We start from the raw sequence: 20,120 nt of genomic DNA on the forward strand, positions 1-20,120 counted from the left end.
GCGGTCACTCCTGCGCGATGTGATAGGCCTCTAAGCGGGCACCGTAGCGTTCGAGGTCGTCGGCGGAAAGTTCCAGGCCGCGTGCTTCAGGTGGTAAATCGAGTGATAAGTGGAGATAGCGCGCTTTACGTGCACAGACCTGTGCGGCCAAATGTACGGGCAGGGTGCCGATCACGGTGTCGCCTGCCTGGACCTCATCCGGATCGAGATGCGCCACTTGCCGATCTACCTTCAACCCTTGTCGCGCAGCCCATGCTACCGCACCGGGGTGACGGGAAACGAACCAGATCGTGCCTTCTGAAGTTTCCGGTTTGGTTGCTAGTTGGGCCTGTTCGAAGGTGTCGAGAAAACGTTGCAGTTTTTCCCTGATCGTTTGCGGCGGCAAGGGTTGCTGACGAAACCCTGCGTGTTCGATATCGTTGCGTAGGCCAGCAAGTTCCCGTTCGGTATTGCCCGCCAAACTCATGCGTTTTTCGGCTTTCTCACGTTCTTGCTTGTCGAACGATTGGCCAGGGCAAGTGGCTTGCGATGTGGCATAGAGATTCACCCACCCTTCACGCAGTACGATGCCGGTTTCGGCATAGCGGCCAAGGGAGAGATACAGCCGGGCAAGGCTGGCCATGAGCGCTTTTCCTTCGTCTCCGGTAAGATCCGTCCGCTCAGGGGTAAGTGGTTCCACCATGGCGCGCATTGCATCGAGCACCCGTGCAACCGGGGGTAAATGCTGGGTGAGGTCGGCCTTGGCTTCGTCGATGGCTTGAAGGAGTTGCGCCGCTTTGGACGGTTTTCGACCATTTGACAGGAGTATCTGTCCGACCCGGACCGTGGTGAGCGATTCACTGAATTCACGAAGTGCCTTGGCGAAATTGTCGAGCTTCGGGCGTGGCCCTTGTTTGGTGCGCGCCCATTCGCAGGCCAGCTTACGCCCGAGTTCTTCGATGTGGGCTGCCAAATTCTCTGCCTGACCAGATTGCAGGAAGATGTGGATGTTTTGGGTGATGTCCAACAGTTCGACGAATGGGGTCAAATCCCAAACAGGTGTTTGGTTGTTTGCGTCACGGGCTTCGAAGGCACCGTAGACGACGCGCACAGATGACGTTTTGTTGCGGATGGTGCGCAAGAACGCGACCACCGCCCCAGCGAAAAACGGCTGAGAACGAAATCCGTGGGTGATATCGAGGAGTGCGGGCTCTTCAGTGTCGAGCAGGTCGGTCAGGATGGAAAAGTTGTCCCACAGCTCATCTGGGGATTGGCCATTCCGGATGCGCTTGAATTGACAGTCAATGGCTGCGTTGGCAAAAGCGTCTGCCAACGCTTGACCATGGGTTTGTTCCGCTCCCTCTGTGGCGAGTATGACGGCGGAAGTGACATTGCTCAGACGTGCCAGCGCTTCAGCAACGAAACGTGATTCGTAGCGCTTGCCTTCCCAATGGTAGCAAACGCTTTCGTATTTGCCAGTACCGAGGAAACTGATGAGCTTCATTCGGCGATACCTTTCAATTCGAAATGGTTTCCTTGTTTGCGCACAATGACCGATACGTTGGCAAGCTTTTGTTTTTTCTTGAGCCGGTTGCGCCGTTCTTCACCAAGCTGATCCAGGAACTCCTGTGCCGCCTTTTGGCGCAGAGGAGCGGTTTTCTGGTTTTGGAAGGTTGCCATTACCTCTTGGGTGTTGGGTTTGTACTCGAGTGTGGCCTGTTTCCAGGTTTCGTTTGTTTTAGGGGCCACGTTACGGAACACTGACTGCTGCGTATTGTTCGTTGCTTCTTCGTCTGGTTTTGCTGTCATCGCGCCATAGCCAAGAGCGGTCTTGGCGCCAAAACCAAGCCATTCGAAGGCATGCTCGAAGGCGGTCTGCAGCAGTTGCTGCCAAAGGGGGCGGCCATCGCTTGTGGCAAGCAGATCTGGCGCGCCGTCCAGTTTGTGCGCCGTCAGACGCTTGAGGTGCGCAGTATCGCAGACGACGTAGAACTTAAACTCCGAGCCCGGCGGCACGGTGAGAAAGAAAATGGGTTTCGGCTGGCCACTGTCGTGGGGCGTGGTGCTGTTGCCGCTCTTCCGCTCCGTTTTTTGCTGGTAGTAATGCGACTGGTGCGGTGTCATGACCTCGACCATGAGGCTGTCGCCAGCAATAAGCGGGATTACGTCCCAAAACGAAAGTGCCCCGCGCACGGCGTTGGAGTCACCCGAAGGCGGTTCGCGGCCAAAGAGCACGTCGAGCACGGAAAGTTGGATGCGCGTCCTTTCTTTGCCGCTTTTCACTTCGATTTCATAACCTGGTTCCAGGCTCCAGCCGCGGGTATCACCCCATAGCCCCTCGGCGAGCTCTTGCGCTGCTCGGCGCACTACCCCTTTGACGCCACTACCCGGCAAGTAGGGAAGGCCATACGGCCAGAGAAAAGAAAAACCATTTTCCAGCGGGTGTTCGTTGCCCAAGCCCGTGACGAAGGGGGCGGTGGCTTTTGCTTCCAGAGAGAATCCGCGCGCCTTTCCACCCAAGGTCTCCTGACGCTGGGCGAGAGCCTGCATGAGTGCTTTATCCGCTTGTGAGAGTTTTTTGATGGCATCCCACGCTTTTCGGGCGGCATGATCGTTTTTTTCCCAGAGGCCGGGAAGCCGCTTTTGTCCGCACAGGTCGGCAATGGTTGCGTCCATGCCTTGCCTGCGTAGCAGTTCTCTCAATTCCTGGCCTTCTCTACTTTGGGCCTCAGCGCGCTTTTTGACTTGTGCTTCCTGGTCAGGTCGATCCGTCCAAATTGCAAGGTACATGCCAAAACGCATGCCCGGTGAGGCGTTCTTGAACTCCTGTCCCATATAGGCGGGTACCGCGGCGATCGGCATGAGAGAGCTCCTGTGTTAAGATGTCTTACAGTTGTCCCTGAGGTGATGAACCATGTCCACGACGCTGACCATCCGTCTCGACGAAACCCTCGATCGCGAGCTCAACCGCCTGGCCCGCGCGCTACACCGACCGAAGAGCGATCTGGCGCGTGAGTTCATCCGGCGGCAGCTGGCGCTGGCCCAATTTGAGCGCGCACGCACGCTGATCGAACCCGCCGCCGAACAGGCCGGATTCCTCACCGACGAAGACATCTTCCGCGAGGTTTCGTGAGGCTGTTTTTCGATACCAACGTCTGGATCAGTGCCTTTGCCGCCAAGGGCTTGTGTCGGGACCTGGTGCGGCTGGCGCTGGCGTTGCATGGTGGAACACGGGTGACACTTGTAACTAGCGGCTGTGTTGCGGCAGAAACCGCGCGCATTCTGGGCGATAAATTCAACTTGCACGGTGAGTCCGTCGATGCGGCGTTGCAGGTGCTGGCGTTGTGTGAGCAGGCTCAGGATGGAGCGATCTGGCAGCCACCAGAGAACTTCCCCGATGCGGACGATGTGGCGATCATTGCCGCCGCTCTCGCCGCACAGGCGGACTTGTTCATCACCGGCGACAAGGCGCTGCTTGCGCTCGGTGCAGTCGAGGGTATGCCCATCCTTGAGCCCCGCGCCGCCTACTTGCGTCTGCGCGGGCTGGGGTGAAATCGGTCCCATCGCGTGCTTCATTACCTTGTGTTGCGGGCGCTGGCCATCTGCCGCAGCCACTTGAGCCAGGCGAACGCTTCGGTGGTGGCCATCTGGTACTGGCGTGGTCCGGCCAGTAGCAGCATTTCCATGAAAACCTCGAAGCCCGGATCTTTATCCACGCCATTGAACCGACGGTTGAGCCAGTGGCGTAAATCCTGGGCGATCTCTTCGTGTTCGCCCCCTTTTTCGTGGCAAAAGGCGAGTACCTGCATCAGGCCCGAGTTCATGATGAGTGCCGGCATGCTTTTGGCGAAATTGCGGTGTTTGTCGGTATAGCGTGCGGATTTGTTCCAGGCATCCTGCGCGCGCTGTTGTTCTAACGTGAGTCGAGTGTGCTGGTTTTGGTGAGTTTGGGTGTGGGTGTGGGTGTGCGCACTCATCGTCATCCCTCCACCACTTTGGCAACCACAAGCCCCCGGCCGGTGGTGGCGTCGCCGCCGATCTGCAGCAGCTTGCCGTCGATTACCCCCTTGATGTGACCCATCACCGCTTCCGGCGCGATGTCGTCCTTACCCGAGCGGGTTCGGCTGACTAGGAGCGGCGCAACGAGCAGCGACTCCGGCGGCAGGTTTTCCGTGTAGAAGAGGCCGCCGTCATCGGCGGTACCGGTGGCGTCATTGATACGCACGTGGGGCTCCACAAGCGTAGCGTGTTCGCTGAAATAGGCAAAATCGGTGTCGGAGAGCACCACGAGGTCGCTGGCGATTTTGCTCCGGAAATATTCAAACGCTTCGTCCTTGCCGTTTTGTTGTGGCAGAGCATTGTCTTTGAGCCAATTACCGATGCTCTCGAGCGCTTCGCACTTCTCTTCTTTTACGACGTACTCGAAGGCTTCAAGGTGTAGCACGGACGCCTGCTTTCCGTTTTCCGTGCGTTTCGTGGTCAGAGCCGGGTTGGCAAGCAGGCATTCTCCCTCGTTCAAATCGGGCAGCGGCGGCCAGGTGACCTGCACGCCGATCAGGCTGAGCAGCCGCCGGGCACGCTCCAGTGCGGTCGGGCAGGTGGCATAGACGTAGCCACCCTTGAGGGAGCGCACGGGAAAGGCGACGAGCTGGGCATCCCCTACGCTTACCGCGCCGGCGTGCAGATCGCTTTTACCCGCCTCTGGCCCGAACAGTCGGTCGAGAAGCGATTTGTCGTCGCTGAGCGCTGCGAATCCGTGCCGCAGCGCACCCTTGATGCCGGATCCGGCAAAACAGGGATGGTTGGTGTGGCGCTCGCGCTGGATGGGGTTGTCGATGACGCCGATGGCCTGCCCGGCGCCCATGTGCACGGGGCTGACGGCGTAAAGAAAAAGGGCGGCGTGTTTCTGGAACATGATGTTTCTCCCGGGAGTCAGTATTTGGCCCAAATCAAGCGGTTGAATCCTTCCGCACGGCGCGGATCGCGCTCATAAGCGTCGTCCGTCCACAGCCCGCGCGCCACAAGCTTGCAGAGCGCCTCGGGCGTGGCCTCCAGGTCTTCGATCCAGTAAACGCTGCCAGCCGGCGCGGCGCGCTGCGCGGTTTTGGGCCGCCAGCGCGCGAGATCGAAGCCGGATACCACCTGTGAGCGCGGCACGGCCGCGCAAACGATGCGCCCGCGCACGCCGTTGAGCGCGAAGGGCGCGCCGCGGGTGGGGTCCGCCTCGCCTGCGCCGGTGGGCAGCCAGCCACGCTCGAAGATGCCTGGGCTGGTGAGCAGAAGCCGCGCGCGGCGCGCTTTGGAAATCGCCTCGTAATCGGGTTCGGGCCAGTCCACGCTGGCGGCCGTCAGGCATGCCCCGCGCCCGTCCCCGCCGAAGCGCAGGAGGCCGGCCGGCACTTCCGCACCGAGCACGCGCACGGCGAATCCCACGCCGGGCTTGAGGTGGATGGCCTGCAGGGAAAAGAGCTTGCCGTCGTCGGCGCGCCGCTTGTGCGCATCAAGCCCCACCCCTACGCGGGCTTCCAGATTCCACAGCTCGCTGCTCTCAACGAGGTGCTCATTGGGTTCGATGGCACGGCCCGCCAGCCAGGCGCGCAGTCCGCCGGAGGTGAGCCAGAGTCCACCCACCGGCTTGCTGCGCTCCGCTCCTTCCGCGAGCGCCGGCCAGCGCGGCAGCGGCGCGCTGCCCTTGAGCGCCGCGTCCACCCGCGTTGCTTGCAGTGAAACGACCCTGCGCTCGCCTTCCTTTTCGTGCACCACGAGATCGGCCGGAACCGGGTAGAGGGGCTCGATACGTCCGTCGGCCTGCCGGCGGGCGAGCTGGAAGGCAGCCAGGGTGAAGGGCCCCGGCTTGTCTGGCGAGCCGACCTGCGGGTCACTCACTGCTCCTTTGGCAAAGTCAGCGAGATCAACGCCGCGGTGGACAAGCAGGTGTGAGCGCAGGGCGCCGGCGGCGACCGACGGCGGGGGCGGCATCCACGCTTCGCCCCAGCTGCCCGGATCGCCGAAGAGTTTGTTGCCGCGCAGGCTCAGCACATCGAGCGCTTCGATGAAGGCATCGGTGGCAGTCATGCTTCCTCCCTTAGGCGCACATGGCGCTCTTCTCGCGCAAGGAATTCGGCAGCGAGCATGAAATCGGCCAGCCATGCCAGCGGTTCGACTTTATGTGGACGCTGGGTGTCGTCGAAAGCCAGTCCCACCAGCCGTGGCACGAGTTCTGCGACCTGCTGCTGGGCCTGGGTCGAATCGCACTGCCGCTGCATCTGGTAGGCAAGCAGGGACTTGACCATCTCGGGCTGGTCCGGCGGCACATCGTCGAGCCAATCCACCAGATGATAGGCCGCTCGGCGAGAGACGTCCTCGCGCGTGAGCAGCCTGCGCAGCGCGTCGAAAAGGTTCAGCGGCTCACCCCATCGGGCGGTGACAAAGAGCGCACCGCCGCCGCGCTTGAGGACCGTGAGACTCCAGGCATTTTTGCCTGGCAGTTGCTTGGCCCGCCGCTCCGCCGCGCGAAGTTCCCGCAGCACTGCGCCCAGTGGCGCCTGGTGATGCGCGATGACGAGGCCGGCGGAGGCCGTCGCCCGTTCCCCCATCAGCCGCAGCACCTTGCTGCCGAACTGCGCCCAGCCGTTGTCAAGGCGCTGCAAACGAACGGTGTCGGCCGCCGTGCCGCCCGCTGCGGTCAGTTCCTGACCGGAATAGGCCGCGCGCAGAGCTGCCGCCGCGGGCAGCAGGTCAGAGGCAGCAAGCATCGCCAGCACGTCGTCACCACCGGCGTAGATAAGGCGACCAAGATAGGCGCGCTCGACGATCTCCGGCACGAGGTGCAGCGCGAACTGGTTGAGCGCCTCGGAAATCGCCATGTGCCAGGCGGGGTTGGGCGCGCGGAGCTCATTCGCGTATGCGACGAAATTCGAATCGCCGTCAAAGCGCGTGTCGAGCCGCTGCTTCAGGGTAGGGTGAAAGCTCGTCTTCAACGGCAGGGTCTTGTCGGCGCCGGCGGACAGCCACGCCCCCATCTCGTCGCCGTCCATGAGGAGCAGCCCGTAGTAGGTGTCGGGTTTCGCGCCCAGAATGCGGGCTAGGCGCTGGCGCGCCGCCTCGCCCGCGCCTTCCTCGTCACGCTCCATCTGCGCTTCCAGCCAGCCGGGCACGCGGCGCCAGCCGTCGACTGCCTGGGAGCGGCGCAGTTTTTCATCGAGGCGTCGTGGCAGGGCCACGCGTTCGCCTTGGGTCATGTCGGGCTCCGGCTGCTTGCCCGCTTCGATGGCGCGCTCGATGGCGGAGGCGAGCGCCAGGGTGTGGGTGGAGACGACAAAGCGCTCGATGCCGCCCGCCTTGATCAGATCACGCACTTCTTCGATGTAGAGCGTGGGCCACAGGCGCTTGAGCATGGGCAACGCCGAGAGGTGCTCGCCCGCCTTGACCAAGCTGCGCCGCTTTGCACTCACCTTGGCCCAGAGTGTGTCGCTCTGCTGGCGGTAGGAGGTTTGAAGCTGGTTGGCGTCGGTGGTGATCCACTCCCCTTCGCCGGTCAGCGCGCAGCGCCAGCCTTTTTCCTCGGTCTGCCCGAAGCGGCGCGTGGCCTTGACCGCGGCCAGCGCCCGCTCCAAGAGTTCGTGCAGAGCGGGATAGAGCGCGCCGGGGTTGGGGCGGTAGAACCAGCCCTGTTCGAGCTCGAGTCCGCCCGAAAGGAGCTGCCAGGCCCGGCTGCCCAGCCAGCCCGGCTTACCCTCACCCGTGAAAAACGGCCGCATGGCCTCGGCCAGTTTCTCGTCGGAGGCGAGCACGCGGCCTTTTTCATCCTTCGCGCTGCTGGCAAGCGACCAAGGGACGGCCGCCCAGTGCACCTCGGGAAAGCCGTCGAGCTGGCGCTCGATCTGCCTGTAGCCGTAAAGCTCATCGCGGTCTTCGATCCCGGTTACCTGCAGCAGATGGCGGAAGGCCGCCTTGGTCTTTTCCAGGGCATAGGCGCGCACGGTGCTCTCGATACGGGCTGCGATTTTGCTTGCCTGGGAAGCCGGCACGAGGGCGGTGAAGCGGTTGGGGAGCGCCGCAGCAAACAGGGGGTTGGCGTCGGTGCTGCGCTTGCGCCATTCGCAACCATTGAAGTGCTCGACCGGCAGGCCGCACTCGCGCACGAGCCACACGTCCACCTGGGGCACGCCGCGCAGGCGTGGGAAGAGGATGGCCTCGGGGCCGAGCGCCTTGCAGATCACACGCATGGCCTCCCAAGAGAGGCGCGCGAGCAGATGGGAGCCCGCCCACAGGTCGGAGGTGGAACGGGCGGCGGCGATGAAGTCCTGCACCGGGCCGATGGACACGGCCAAGAGCGCGGGCTCCCCGTTGGGGTCGGCGGCAAACGCCCCGGCGAAGGCCGCGGTGAGGTCGAGATGGTCATGGATGGTGTGGTCGGGCACGCGGCTGTCGGCGGGCAGAAGCTTCCACACTTCAGCGAGATCTCCCGCAAGCTCGGGTGTGAAGCGCCACAGGGCAAGCGCGCTGCGGCGAAAGTCGATCTTGCCCTCCGCGTCCCGCTGCAGGAGCTCGCGTTGCTGCTCCGTGCCCAGGGCCTGGGCCTCGGCGGCGCTCACGTCGTCGGAAAACGGTTGCAGCCGGTGCGCCTCACCGGTGAGCGGATGGATCAGCACCGGGTCGTTCACGAAGACCACCTGTTGCCAGGCCGGGTAGCGCTCGTCACCTTCCCGGTTGGGGAAGGCCGCGCGGTCGGCGGCGGCTGCCCAGTGGTCGGCCTGTTTGGTAAGGCGCGCGATCTCCTCGGGCACGCCTTGCGGGAATATTTCCTGCAGTAGTGTCGCCACCGTGCCACCCTCATGGCCCTCGCGGGTGCGCAGCAGCACCAGCGCCTTCTCGGGTGGGTCGTGCAGGCGCGCGGCGAGTTTGGTTTGCCAAAGCTTTTCATCTTGCATGATTCACTCCGGAACACACTGCAGTCTGAGGCCAGACTGTGTCAGCGATTGCTTTTCGTCAATCAAGGCGATACGCATGGGCGTCTTCTCTGACATAACGGCTAAGGCGCTGGTCCAAAGCGCTTATGATCTTTTTCCAGGCAGCTTCAAGTTGTCGATCATCCATTCGCTCACCACTATCCGCAGGCAGCGCATGAGGAAAGGCGGCCACCTGTAGGCGAAATGATTCTCCTTCTTGCAGGACCTTCCAACGCAGCGGGCTCGGCATGCGTCCTCTGCCGGCGAACCCCAACGCCTTGCGCAGATCCGGCTGGCCTTTCAATGCGGTCCGGATCTCGCGCCTGATCCGTGCGCTCTGGGCTATAGCCTTGTCCCAGCTCGTGAAGGAGTTGCTGCTGTGCCAAACGCAGAGTTTTCCCTCATGGTCTTGAGCCAGTGATGCTGCCCATTCGCGTTTTAAACACTTTCCGATGGGCTGCGCGTAGTGCTCCAGCTCTGACGCCGTCAGCGGCGCTAGCCCCTCCAGATGCACCGACCCCCAGCCACTGCGGCTGCGACTGCCCAACGTGGCAAAGGTGTGGATTAGACGCAGCGCGTCGTGCAAGACTTTTTTGTGCTCATCAGGAAAAGCCAGCACGAGCACTCGTTCCTCCCTGGGCTCCAGCCGATTGCGATCCGGAAGGTTGGCTCCGCGCTTGATCAGCCCGAACCAGGCGTAACTGGTATCCAGCCCGGGATCAAGGGGTTTCACGCCATTGCTTGTCTTCCCCTGCCAGACGTCTTTCGGTTTAATACCCCCGGGCCCCAACAACCGCAGCCGAACTTGGCTCTTGCGGGCAGTGGTCTTCTCGCGACGGCCATTCTTTATGTAGTAATCGTCATCAAGCCACGCATGCCCAAACAACAACCCCTCCTCGCGCCGCATCTCGGACACATTGACGCGAAAGCCATGGTCCGCAGCATAAGCAACCCGCCACCAGTGGCGCAGTTCGTGCTTGATGGGTGGGGTACGCCAGCGGGCGTTCTGGTTGGCGTCGCCCAGGAAGGCCGGGGTGATGAACGTAAGGGTGTAGGTAGCGGTGTGCATCATCTTCTATTCCTCGCTCGATGGTGCAAGAGTAGCGCAATGGTTCGGAGTGATCGGGTGCTCACAAGCTTGTGGTTGGTGGTGGTTCTGCTTCGCTATTTCGATTTGTTGGGAGTCGAGGGGTAGCCCATTCATGCTGCCGGGTGGGATCTGATAGCGCTTTGCCGCGTGCGGGCCAAGCGCTTGTGCAATGGCGGCGTTGATACGCGATTTGTGCGGTTGAAAATATTCCGCGATGAGTTTTCCGTCGTTGCGATATCGGAACGCCTCTTCAATCCGTTGGTACTCGGTGCTCATCGGATGAAAGAGCGTTTTCGCGATATTGAGGTATTCGTCGCGCGCCTCTGTCGTCTTCCAGTCGATTGGCGGGTCGCCATGGCGCGCACGCTGTGCGAGCCAATAGAGGACGGCAAATTCGGTAGGCGTCAAATCGAGCGCGAGATCGTCCGCCCATGCGGTCCGTTTTTCAGGATCCAAGACCAACCGAGGCGGTTGTTGCGCCCGCTCTGCCGCGGCAACCACTTCGCTCATCGCGGCTTCGCCGGTGAGTAGGCGGGGCGGCAGGCCGTCACGCAGCCGCACGAACGGAATTTCGGCAAGGGTGACGGTTGCGTCCCGGCAGTCGACCAGTTTGCCGTCCCGCGTCTGGATGATCCGTTCGTACGGGGTGGGGTAGAAGAAGTCCCACGTCGATTCGAAGGGTTCTGAGACCAGGACGTGGGAAAGGCGATCTTGCGGACGGCCGTAGAGCGAAAGGGCGTACCCCAGGTAGTAGCCCATGGTTTTGCGACCACCGGCAATCGAGACGTGAAGGGCGCTTTCCGGGTCGGCAGTGAGGGTGCGGACCCAGGCAAGGATCTGATCCGCCGCAAGCCGGTTGTCCTCCGGTGTTCGGATATCTTCCAGCGGTTGTCCGGATGGGTGGGAGAGCACGTGGAGGCTGCGTTCGTCGAAATCGACGGGCGGCAGCGCATGGTCTTGGCAGAAGCGACGGAACCAACCGGGTTCTTGGGAAAACAGGGCAAGCCTGGCCCGTTTGGCGCCCTCGACGGTAGTGATGAGGTGGATTTCGGTTGGGATGAAGGGCTGCGGCTGATGGATCAGCGCGTAAAGGGTTTCGGTGACGATCTGAGGCGTGAGACCGCTTACCGCCAGCAAGATGCGTCGCGAAAAGGCTTGGGGTGCTTGGCTCGGCACCGGAATCCCCCTGTTGTGATGGCGTATTGTTTGTGATGGCGTATTGTTATTTTCGCTATCGGATCACAGTGGGGAGATTACCACAAGCTTGTGGGGAGAAGGTCTGGGATGTATCGACCTGAGATTGGCATGGTGCCGGGGAGGGGACTCGAACCCCCAAGGCTTTTGATCGCCGGCGGATTTTAAGTCCGCTGTGTTTACCGATTTCACCACCCCGGCATCGCACCGCAATTATACGCAAACCTGGCAGGGCCCGAACGAATGAACCCATGCGTCGACTTGTTATTTCGTCGGCTTTGTGGTGAAATTATGACTTGTTGGTCATTATCTGGTTACGAGCATGGACGTGACGCAGAACGAAGCGGTAACGATGCCAACCAAGCGGCGGCGGCGGAAAGAGGCGCGACCGCAGGAGTTGTTGGAAGCGGCGATGGCGCTCTTCATCGAGCGCGGGTACGCGGCAACGCGCTTGGAAGACGTGGCAAAGCGCGCCGGGGTGGTGAAGGGAACGATCTATCTCTACTACGCGGACAAATTGGCGCTTTTCACGGCTGTGGTGGAACAAGTGATTGCGCCGCTCTTGGGGGAAGACGAACAGTGGCTCACCGAAGGGGTGCCTGCCGACGCAGCCCCGTTTGATCGGTTGTGGATGTTGCTGCAACGGTGGGGGGAACGCATTTTTCACACGCCGTTGGGGGGACTCGCGAAGCTAGTGATGTCGGAAGCAAGCAATTTTCCGGAGATGGCCACCGTTTACCACGATCGGGTGATTCACCCCGCGATGGCGTTGGTGGAACGGGTGATCATCGACGGTCAGAAGCGGGGCGATTTTCCGGTGACGTTGCAGCCGAAAGCCACTGCGCGGTTGGTGGTGGCGCCGCTTTTGCAGCGTTCGTTGTGGCTTTCTTCATTTGCGGTGGTCTGTTCCGAAGCCTCCGAAGCGCTGGATGAGGCGGTCTTCTGGGCCAATTATCGGTTGCTGCTCAGAGACGGTTTGTTGCGGCGTGTGGAGTGATCGGGATTTTTGGAGCGCGCGACGATGACGACGAAATGGGTGATGGTGGGACCCCGATGGTTGCTGGCGGTGGTGCTGATCATGAGCGCTGCCGTGGCTAGGGGGGCAGAAGCGGGTGTGCGATCGGAGCCGCTTGCCCTTCCCATCGCAACGGTGCGGGCGGTTGCGGCGCCAGCGCGCACGTTTGCGGCAACAGTACGCGCGCGGTATGAGGTGGGCGTGGCGTTCCAGACAAGCGGCCGCTTGCTTGCCCGTACGGTGGAAGCGGGGGCTTCGGTCAAGAAAGGGGCGGTACTGGCGCGGCTCGATACGCGCGATCTCGAAGCGGCGTTGGACGCCGCGAAGGCACAGGCGCAACAGGCAAAAACGCAGTGGCAGTTGGCGCAGAATGAGCGCAAGCGCGTTGCTGCGCTCTTTGCGAAGGGGTTTGTGGGTGAGCAGCAGTGGGATCGCGCCAAAGCCAGCGAACAAGCCGCTTTCGAAGCAATGCAGGCGGCCGAAGCGCAGGTGCGTAGCGCCCGTTTGATGGTGGCGCACGCCGAGCTCAAAGCGCCGCAAGATGGGGTGGTGTTGTCGTGGTTGGCCGAACCGGGGCAAGTGGTGGCCGCGGGGCAGCCGGTGGTACAAATGGCGCTGGGTGCGGAGCGGGAACTGGAGGTGGCACTCCCGGAATCGTTCGCGCACCATCCCCCCAAGGAAGGGACGGCGGAATCGCCTTCCGGTGCGCGGTTTCCCGTGGTTTGGCGTGAGCAGGATGGGGCGCTCGATCCCCTGTCGCGGACGGTGCGGGCGCGCTATCGTTTCGCTGCTTCGCTGCCAGAAGACAACGCGTTGGTCTTGGGGGCGGTATGGCGGCTAACCTTGCCGTTTGCGGAAGCGGACGCGCAACGGGTGTGGCAGGTACCGGCTGCGGCGCTCGATGAACGGGGCAGTGGCGCGCGAGTCTGGCGCGTGGCACCGGATGGGCAAGTGACGCCTGTGCCGGTGACGGTGGTCCATTATGGGCGCCACGATGCGGTGGTGGCGGGCTCGCTCCAAGAAGGCGAACGGATCGTTTCCGGGGGAACCCACCGCTTGGTCCCGGGGGTTTCGGTGGTGGAGGCGAGGTAGATGGCTTTCCCCAATCTTTCCTCGTTGGCGGTCCGCGAACGCGCCGTGACCCTCTTTTTCTTGATTTTGGCGTTGGCAGGCGGTGCGTTCGCGTTTTTGCAATTGGGGCGCGCCGAAGACCCGGCTTTCACGGTACGGGTGTTGATGGTTTCTGCCGTGTGGCCGGGAGCGAGTGCGGAGGCGGTCGAAGCGCAGATCACGAAACGGTTGGAAAAGCGCCTGCAAGAGGTGCCCAACCTCTACCGGCTGGATGCGACGGTTCGCCCGGGGCGGACCGATATCAAGGTGGAATTTCACGATTACGTGCCGGAGCGCGAACTGCCGCAGCTCTTTTACGAGGTGCGTAAGCGCATGTGGGATGAGACGCGGTCGATGCCCGCGGGAGCGATCGGGCCGATCGTGAACGACGACTTTTCCGACGTCTATTTCGCGCTCCTTGCGCTTACGGGGCCTACCAAGACCCACCGGGAACTGGTCGAAATCGGCGAGGAGATTCGTGACCGGTTGCAGCGCTTGCCCGGTGTGCATAAGGCGCAATTGCTGGGTGAGCGGCCGCAGACGGTCTATCTGGAATTCGATTGGCCGCGGTTGCAGCGCTTGGGTGTTTCGCCGTTGCAGGTGATGCAGGCGATTCAGGCCTACAACGAAATGGCCCCTGCCGGGTTCGTCGAAACCGACGCGGCGCGGCTCTATGTGCGGTTGCCTGCGGCGGATCTGGCTGAGCTCGATCGTCTGGAAGCGTTGCCGTTGCGGATCGGTTCGCGGGTGGTGCCTTTGGGGGAAGTGGCGCGCGTCCATCTGCAGGAGGAGGATCCGCCCAGCTATCTGGTTCGTTCTCGTGGCGACGATGCGTTGTTGCTCGGGGTGGTGATGCAGCGCGGGGAAAACGGTCTGGCGTTGGGCAAGCGGCTCGAGTCGTTCTTGGCCGATGCGCAAAAGCGGCTTCCTGCGGGGGTGCATCTGGAGGTGCTCACCAACCAGGCCGAGGCGATTTCGGCTGCGGTCGACCGTTTCCAGGTGAAGTTTTTCATGGCGGTGGCGGTGGTGACGGTCGTGACCCTGTTGGCGCTGGGGTGGCGCGCGGGGGTGGTGACCGCGATCGCGATTCCGCTGACACTGAGTATCGTCTTCCTGATCATGCTCGCGCGTGGGATCAGTCTGGACCGCGTTTCGCTGGGTGCGTTGATCCTGGCGTTGGGGCTGTTGGTGGATGATGCGATCATCGTGATCGAGATGATGGTGGTCAAGCTCGAGGAAGGGTGGGATCGGGCGCATGCGGCGACCCACGCTTGGCACGCCACCGCGGCACCGATGCTCTTTGGGACGCTGGTGACGGCGGCGGGTTTTTTGCCGATCGGGTTTGCCAAATCGGGCGTGGGGGAGTATGCGGGCAACATCTTCTGGGTGTTGGCATACGCATTGGTGGTTTCGTGGTTTGTCGCAGTGCTCTTTACGCCCTACTTGGGCTTCAAGTTGTTGCCGCATTACCGAAAGATCGAGGGGGGAATCGATGCGATCTACGGCACGCCCGCGTATCAGCGGTTGCGGTGGCTCATCAGCGCGTGCGTGCGCTACCGTAAGAGCGTGGTGGCGGTGACGCTGGCGTTGCTGGTCGCGGCAGGAGTCGGCATGGCAAAAGCAGTGCCGAAGCAGTTTTTCCCGAGCTCCGACCGGCCCGAAGTGTTGATCGACATCCAGATGCCGGCGGGAACCAGCATCGCGACAACCGACGCACTCACCCGGCGCATCGAGGCGATGCTGGCACCGATGCCCGAGGTGAAGTCGATGATGGCGCATGTGGGGCGGGGTGCGCCGCGCTTTTTCATCTCGGCAAGTCCCGAACCACCCGATACGGCGTTTGCGAAAATCGTGGCGGTCACGCACGACGTTGCGGCTCGGGAACGGGTGATCGCCGCGGTGCAGCAGGCGGTGGATCGGGGCGAGTTTGCCGAGGGGCGGGTGCGCGTGCATCGGTTGCTCTACGGGCCGCCCGTGGCGTGGCCGATCGAGTTCCGGGTGATGGGACCCGATCTCAATGAGGTGCGTCGCATTGCGCATGAGGTGCGTGCGGTGATGGCGCAACACACGAACGTGGTCGATCCGCACCTCAATTATGACGAACGAACCCCGGTGTTGCAGTTGACTTTTCTGCCCGAGCGGTTGGCCAGTTACGGGTTGACACCGCTCGAGGTCAAGCAGCAGTTGCAATTCGCGCTCACGGGGGTTCCGGTGACCGAATTGCGGCGCGGCGATCGTACGGTGGCGCTGATTGCTCGCGGGGCAGACGCCTGGTTGCGCGATCCTGCTGCGTTGGCCACAGTGGAAGTTCGCAATGCGGCCGGGGCACGGATTCCGTTGCAATCTGTGGCGAAAATCGTGGTTGCTTACGAGGATCAGGTGATCAAACGGTACAACCGCGAGCGCTACATCGCAGTGCAGAGCGAAGTCGAAGGGGCACAGCCGCCTGATGTCACCAAAGCGCTCTGGCAAGCGCTTGAACCGCTTCGTGCGACGTTGCCGCCGGGGTACCATCTGGAGGTTGGCGGCACGGTCGAGGCCTCTGGTAAGGCGGATGCGTCGATCCAGAAATTGCAACCGATCATGGTGGCGGTGACGCTCATTTTCATCATGTTGCAGATGCGGGAGTTTGCCGGAACTTTCATGACCGTGGCCACGGCGCCGTTGGGGTTGATCGGCGCTACGGTGGCGCTGCTGCTTACGCAACGACCGTTCGGTTTCGTCGCGCTCTTGGGGCTCATCGGTTTGGGCGGGATTCTGATGCGCAACACGCTGATCCTGACCCAGCAGGTTCGTGACTTTCAAGAGCAAGGGTGGTCACCCGCAGAGGCGGTGATCGAAGCGGCGGTGCGGCGGGCGCGGCCGGTGGTACTCACCGCGTTGGCAGCCGCTTTGGCGTTTCTGCCGCTTGCTACCGACACCTTCTGGGGGCCGTTGGCGATCGTGTTGATCGGCGGCGTGGTGGTGGGAACGGCGATCACGCTCCTTTTCGTGCCGGCGCTCTACGCGATCTGGTATCGGTTGCCGAAAACGGTCGGGGTATAATCTTCATCAATATTTGCTAATAATCAGGAGGATCCGATGGATTGGGAAAAGGCGCGGTTCAACATGGTCGAGCAACAGGTGCGCACCTGGGAGGTGTTCGATTTGCGGGTGCTCGATACGCTGATGACGGTAAAGCGTGAGCGGTTCGTTCCGCCGCAACATTGCGCGTTGGCGTTTGCCGATGTCGAGATTCCGTTGCCGGAAGGGGAGCAGATGCTGCGTCCGGTGGTCGAGGCGAAAGCGCTTCAGGCGTTGATGATCCAACCCGACGCGCGCATCCTGGAAGTGGGGACCGGTTCTGGGTTCTTTGCCGCGTGTTTGGCCCACTTGGGCGGTTCCGTGGTGACCGTCGAGCGCAAAGGGGTGTTGGCCGAGTACGCGGCTCAGGCGCTTCAGGACCAGGGCGTGCGCAATGTCGAGGTGATGGTTGGCGACGCGCTGGTGGCAGACGACAGTGCCAAGTGGTGGCGCGAGGGGCCGTACGACGTCATCGTGCTTTCGGGTGGTCTTCGGCAGCGTCCTGACCATTTGCTGCGTTACCTGAAGGTAGGGGGTCGGCTGTTGGCATTCGTCGGAACGGCGCCGGTGATGGAGGCGGTCCGTTTCGTCTGCACGGCGCCGGGCGCGTATCGTGAAGAGGGGGTTTTCGAAACCGTAGTGCCGATGTTGGTGGAACCTTCGCCAGCGCTGGCGCAGGCCGCATGAGGAGCGTGCGATGTGGCAGACCATCCAAGAATGGACGGTTGCGCAGTTGCAGAAGGCGCTTGCGGAAGAAACGGAGACGTTGCGTCCCGAGGTGATCGATGTGCGGGAGGCGTGGGAGGTGGCGCAGATGCCGTTTCCGGGAGCGCGCCATCTTCCGATGCATCTGATTCCGTTGTCCTTGGATACGTTGCCGCGCGACCGGCCGATCGTTGTCGTCTGCCACAGTGGGGCGCGCAGCGCACAGGTAGTCTATTTCTTGCAGCAGAACGGTTTTGACGCGGTCTACAACTTGCAAGGCGGTATGGTGGCGTGGGTGCGTGAAGTCGGCGCCACGCAACCGGTAGCGCAGGGGGAATCACGATGAAGGCGAAGCGGTGGGTGCCGCTGCTAGTGAGCAGCGTTTGTGCAGGGTGGTTGGTTTCAGCGCATGCCGAACCGTTGGGAACGGTATTGCGCTGGGCGGAAGAGAACGATCCGGTGATTGCGGCGGCACGCGCAGCGCGCGAGGCAGGCAAAGAGAAGGAGGTGCAAGGGCGGGCGCTCTTGCTGCCCTCCTTGGGTGCTTCTGCGGATACCTTTTGGAACCGCGTCGAAATCGGGGGGTTCGAAAAACATTACAACACCAATCAGTGGGGTGTGAAGCTCACGCAACCACTTTATCGCCCCCAGAATTGGGCACAGGCAAAGCAGGCCGAACTGCAGTCGGAATTGGCTGAGTTGCAGTGGCGGGACGCGGAGCAGCAGTTGGTGTTGCGGGTGGCGAAAGCGTGGTTCGATGTCTTGAGCGCGCGGGCGGGCCTGCAAGCGGCAGAGGAGTTGCGCGCCGCGGCAGAGGGGCAATTGAAGCTGGCGAAGGCGAGTTTCGAGGTCGGTACCGTCACGGTGGTGGACGTCTATGAGGCGCAATCGCGGTATGACCTTGCCGAAGCCCAGGTGGTTGCGGCGAAGAACGGGGTAGCGGTGGCTGAAGCCGCGCTGGTCTCGATCACGGGCCAGGCTCCGCAGCGTTATCCGCGCTTGAAAATGGACGTGAAGCTGCTTCCTCCGGAGCCCGCAGAGTTGTCCGCTTGGGAAGCCGCCTCGCGCGCCGACAATCTGGCGGTGTTGCAAGCGCAGGTGGCAGAGCGAATTGCGAAAGAGGAGTTGGCGCGGCGGCGCGCTGGCCACCAACCGACGGTCGATCTGGAAGCGATGGTGGGCAATCAGCGGCTCTTTAACCAGTCGCGTTTCGCCGCTGTGGACGCCGATGCCGCACAGATCGGGGTGCGGGTGACGATTCCGCTCTATGCAGGCGGCGCGATCACGTCGCAGGTGCGCGAAGGGGTTGCGTTGCTGACTCAAGCCGAGCGCAACCGTGAAGCGGCCGAGAGGCAGGCATCGCTGGCGGCAAAACAGGCCTATCTGAACGTGACCAACGGGCTCACCCGGGTGAAAGCGCTCGAAGCGGCGCTTGCTTCGTCGCTCAAAAATTTGGAAGCGACGAAAACGGGGTTCGAGGTTGGGGTGCGCATCAATCTGGACGTGTTGAACGCGCAGGCGCAAGTGGCCGATGCGCGGACACAACTGGCGCAAGCGCGCTTCGATACGTTGCTGGCGCTGTTGCAACTCAAGGCCGCGGCGGGGCAGCTGGCGGCGTCCGATTTGACGCAGGTGGATGCGCTGTTCGAGGAAGAGTAAATGGGGTGACTCCGTCCACCGCTGAGTCGCGCTCTGCGGCGGAGGGGGTGAGGAGCGGCGCTACGATGGCCATCGTTCGATCGGTGGCGCCGCGGTGCGCCGCAAGGAAAAGTGCCCCTTGGGCGACGTGCTCTGCGTGAAGTTCCGCGCTGTGCAGTAGCCGCAATGCGTAACGAAGCCCCGCTTCCGGATCGGGGCATTGGACGATCGCACGGGAACGACGGCCCGTGGCAACCAAGTCTTCAAAGTGGAAGACGTGGGGACCGACTACCGGTGGGCAGCCGGCAGCAATCGCTTCCAGGGGGTTTTGTCCGCCGAAGGGTTTCCAACTGCCGCCGATGAGTGCGGCGCGTGCCATCGTATAGTAAGCGGTCATTTCGCCCAGGCTATCTCCCAACCAGACGTCCAGCCCTGGGTGGGGGAGCGCTTCGCTTCGTCTGGCCCACTGATAGCGGCGTTGGGTTAGGAGCGCCCCAACCGCGTCACACCGTTCGGAATGACGGGGAACGATCACCAAGAGCGGGGCGCGCCATTGCGGGGGAAAGGTTTCGAGGAGCCGTTCCCACGCGTCGAGCAGCAGTTTCTCTTCGCCGTCGCGGGTGCTTGCCCAGACCAACGCCGCCCGGTTGCCCAAGTGGCGTTGCCAGCTTTTGCCCAGCGCGACCAGTTCGGGGTTGGGCGTCTGGTCGAATTTGAGGTTGCCGGTGACCACCACGTGCTTTGCCCCCAGTTCGCGGAAACGTTCTGCGTCATCCGCGGTTTGCGCAGCAATCAGGGTGAGCGCTTCCCACGCAAGCGGTAGCCAACGCTGCCAGCGGCGGTAGCGGCGGAACGACCGTTTGGAGAGGCGGGCGTTGATGAGCGCAATCGGTATCGCCGTTTCCTGCGCGACGCGCAACCAGTTGGGCCACAGTTCCGTTTCCATCAAGAGGAGGGCGCGCGGGCGGGTGGCGGCAACGAACGCGGCGACCCATGCTGTGTGGTCATAGGGTGCCCAGGCTTGGCGCACCAGTGGGTCGCCGCTCCACGCGCTTGCGCCGGTTTCGCGGCCGGTAGGGGTCATGTGGGTGAGGAGTACCGGCAGCGAGGGGTACTGGCGGCGAAGCGCCGCGATGAGCGGTTGCGCCGCACGCGTTTCGCCAACGGAAACCGCGTGCACCCAAACGGGACGCGCCAGGGTCTCGGGCCACGTGACGACGCCGAATCGTTCCGCTATCCCTTCGGCGTAACCAGGGTGGCGCGACTCGGCAAGCCGTTTGAGCCGCTTTTCCAGCAACGGGCGCGCCCAGTGCCACAGGCGATCGTAGATATGGTAGGTTCGCACAGTTGTCAGTATAGCGCGAAGGGAGGGTTC

At 62.5% G+C, this 20,120-nt stretch carries 17 protein-coding genes and 1 tRNA gene; 8 read left to right on the top strand and 10 right to left on the bottom strand.

The window, feature by feature from the left end; translation table 11 throughout:
- Positions 1-4: 4 nt before the first annotated feature.
- Together csx16 and cmr6 are read right to left on the bottom strand one after the other, a co-directional pair.
- The gene (gene csx16, locus HPTL_RS11320; protein WP_197713766.1) at positions 5-1,483 is read right to left on the bottom strand and encodes a CRISPR-associated protein Csx16; all 1,479 of its coding nucleotides are present in this window, start codon (positions 1,481-1,483) and stop codon (positions 5-7) included.
- Positions 1,480-2,841, bottom strand: a complete 1,362-nt coding sequence (cmr6, locus tag HPTL_RS03720) for a type III-B CRISPR module RAMP protein Cmr6 (protein WP_119334770.1) — start codon at positions 2,839-2,841, stop codon at positions 1,480-1,482. The genes csx16 and cmr6 overlap by 4 nt, the downstream gene beginning before the upstream one ends.
- Positions 2,842-2,893: 52 nt before the next feature.
- Here cmr6 and HPTL_RS03725 point away from each other — a divergent pair, with 52 nt between their 5' ends.
- Complete coding sequence (locus HPTL_RS03725; protein WP_119334771.1) at positions 2,894-3,112, top strand: CopG family ribbon-helix-helix protein; 219 nt, start codon at positions 2,894-2,896, stop codon at positions 3,110-3,112.
- Entirely contained in the window at positions 3,109-3,531 is a 423-nt protein-coding gene (locus tag HPTL_RS03730) for a putative toxin-antitoxin system toxin component, PIN family (protein ID WP_170141258.1), read from the top strand. Before HPTL_RS03725 ends, HPTL_RS03730 begins: the two co-directional genes overlap by 4 nt.
- 23 nt (positions 3,532-3,554) lie before the next feature.
- Here HPTL_RS03730 and HPTL_RS03735 read toward each other — a convergent pair whose 3' ends face one another.
- From HPTL_RS03735 to HPTL_RS03765, 7 genes are all read right to left on the bottom strand, one after another.
- Positions 3,555-3,956, bottom strand: a complete 402-nt coding sequence (locus tag HPTL_RS03735) for a type III-B CRISPR module-associated protein Cmr5 (protein WP_119334773.1) — start codon at positions 3,954-3,956, stop codon at positions 3,555-3,557.
- A gap of 2 nt (positions 3,957-3,958) precedes the next feature.
- Positions 3,959-4,894: a type III-B CRISPR module RAMP protein Cmr4 gene (gene cmr4 / locus HPTL_RS03740; RefSeq protein WP_119334774.1), complete on the bottom strand. Its 936-nt coding sequence runs from the start codon at positions 4,892-4,894 to the stop codon at positions 3,959-3,961.
- A gap of 17 nt (positions 4,895-4,911) precedes the next feature.
- Positions 4,912-6,054, bottom strand: a complete 1,143-nt coding sequence (locus HPTL_RS03745; protein ID WP_170141259.1) for a type III-B CRISPR module-associated Cmr3 family protein — start codon at positions 6,052-6,054, stop codon at positions 4,912-4,914.
- Positions 6,051-8,912, bottom strand: a complete 2,862-nt coding sequence (cas10, locus tag HPTL_RS03750) for a type III-B CRISPR-associated protein Cas10/Cmr2 (RefSeq protein ID WP_119334776.1) — start codon at positions 8,910-8,912, stop codon at positions 6,051-6,053. The genes HPTL_RS03745 and cas10 overlap by 4 nt, the downstream gene beginning before the upstream one ends.
- A 58-nt stretch (positions 8,913-8,970) precedes the next feature.
- Complete coding sequence (locus tag HPTL_RS03755) at positions 8,971-10,002, bottom strand: RAMP superfamily CRISPR-associated protein (RefSeq protein WP_119334777.1); 1,032 nt, start codon at positions 10,000-10,002, stop codon at positions 8,971-8,973.
- A 3-nt stretch (positions 10,003-10,005) separates the two neighbouring features.
- Positions 10,006-11,196 carry a CRISPR-associated ring nuclease Csm6 gene (gene csm6 / locus HPTL_RS03760; RefSeq protein WP_197713767.1) on the bottom strand — a complete coding sequence of 397 codons (1,191 nt, stop codon included), beginning with the start codon at positions 11,194-11,196 and terminating at the stop codon, positions 10,006-10,008.
- A gap of 130 nt (positions 11,197-11,326) precedes the next feature.
- A tRNA-Leu gene (locus HPTL_RS03765) sits at positions 11,327-11,415 on the bottom strand.
- 127 nt (positions 11,416-11,542) lie between these two features.
- Here HPTL_RS03765 and HPTL_RS03770 point away from each other — a divergent pair.
- Genes HPTL_RS03770 through HPTL_RS03795 form a run of 6 tightly spaced genes read left to right on the top strand, consistent with a single transcriptional unit; the run spans position 11,543 to position 18,766 of the window.
- Positions 11,543-12,211 carry a TetR/AcrR family transcriptional regulator gene (locus HPTL_RS03770; RefSeq protein WP_170141260.1) on the top strand — a complete coding sequence of 223 codons (669 nt, stop codon included), beginning with the start codon at positions 11,543-11,545 and terminating at the stop codon, positions 12,209-12,211.
- A 24-nt stretch (positions 12,212-12,235) separates the two neighbouring features.
- A complete protein-coding gene (locus tag HPTL_RS03775) occupies positions 12,236-13,321 on the top strand; it encodes an efflux RND transporter periplasmic adaptor subunit (protein ID WP_119334780.1) in 1,086 nt (361 codons plus the stop codon).
- Positions 13,322-16,384 carry an efflux RND transporter permease subunit gene (locus HPTL_RS03780; protein WP_119334781.1) on the top strand — a complete coding sequence of 1,021 codons (3,063 nt, stop codon included), beginning with the start codon at positions 13,322-13,324 and terminating at the stop codon, positions 16,382-16,384.
- 36 nt (positions 16,385-16,420) lie between these two features.
- Positions 16,421-17,089, top strand: coding sequence for a protein-L-isoaspartate O-methyltransferase family protein (locus HPTL_RS03785; protein WP_119334782.1), 669 nt, complete (start codon positions 16,421-16,423; stop codon positions 17,087-17,089).
- 10 nt (positions 17,090-17,099) lie between these two features.
- The gene (locus HPTL_RS03790) at positions 17,100-17,453 is read left to right on the top strand and encodes a rhodanese-like domain-containing protein (protein ID WP_119334783.1); all 354 of its coding nucleotides are present in this window, start codon (positions 17,100-17,102) and stop codon (positions 17,451-17,453) included.
- The gene (locus HPTL_RS03795) at positions 17,450-18,766 is read left to right on the top strand and encodes a TolC family outer membrane protein (RefSeq protein WP_119334784.1); all 1,317 of its coding nucleotides are present in this window, start codon (positions 17,450-17,452) and stop codon (positions 18,764-18,766) included. Before HPTL_RS03790 ends, HPTL_RS03795 begins: the two co-directional genes overlap by 4 nt.
- On the opposite strand, the gene HPTL_RS03800 is transcribed toward HPTL_RS03795, so the two are convergent.
- The gene (locus HPTL_RS03800) at positions 18,696-20,090 is read right to left on the bottom strand and encodes a 3-deoxy-D-manno-octulosonic acid transferase (RefSeq protein WP_170141261.1); all 1,395 of its coding nucleotides are present in this window, start codon (positions 20,088-20,090) and stop codon (positions 18,696-18,698) included. The genes HPTL_RS03795 and HPTL_RS03800 overlap by 71 nt on opposite strands.
- Positions 20,091-20,120 lie beyond the last annotated feature (30 nt).

The sequence above is a fragment of the Hydrogenophilus thermoluteolus genome, assembly GCF_003574215.1.
GTDB lineage: Bacteria > Pseudomonadota > Gammaproteobacteria > Burkholderiales > Rhodocyclaceae > Hydrogenophilus > Hydrogenophilus thermoluteolus.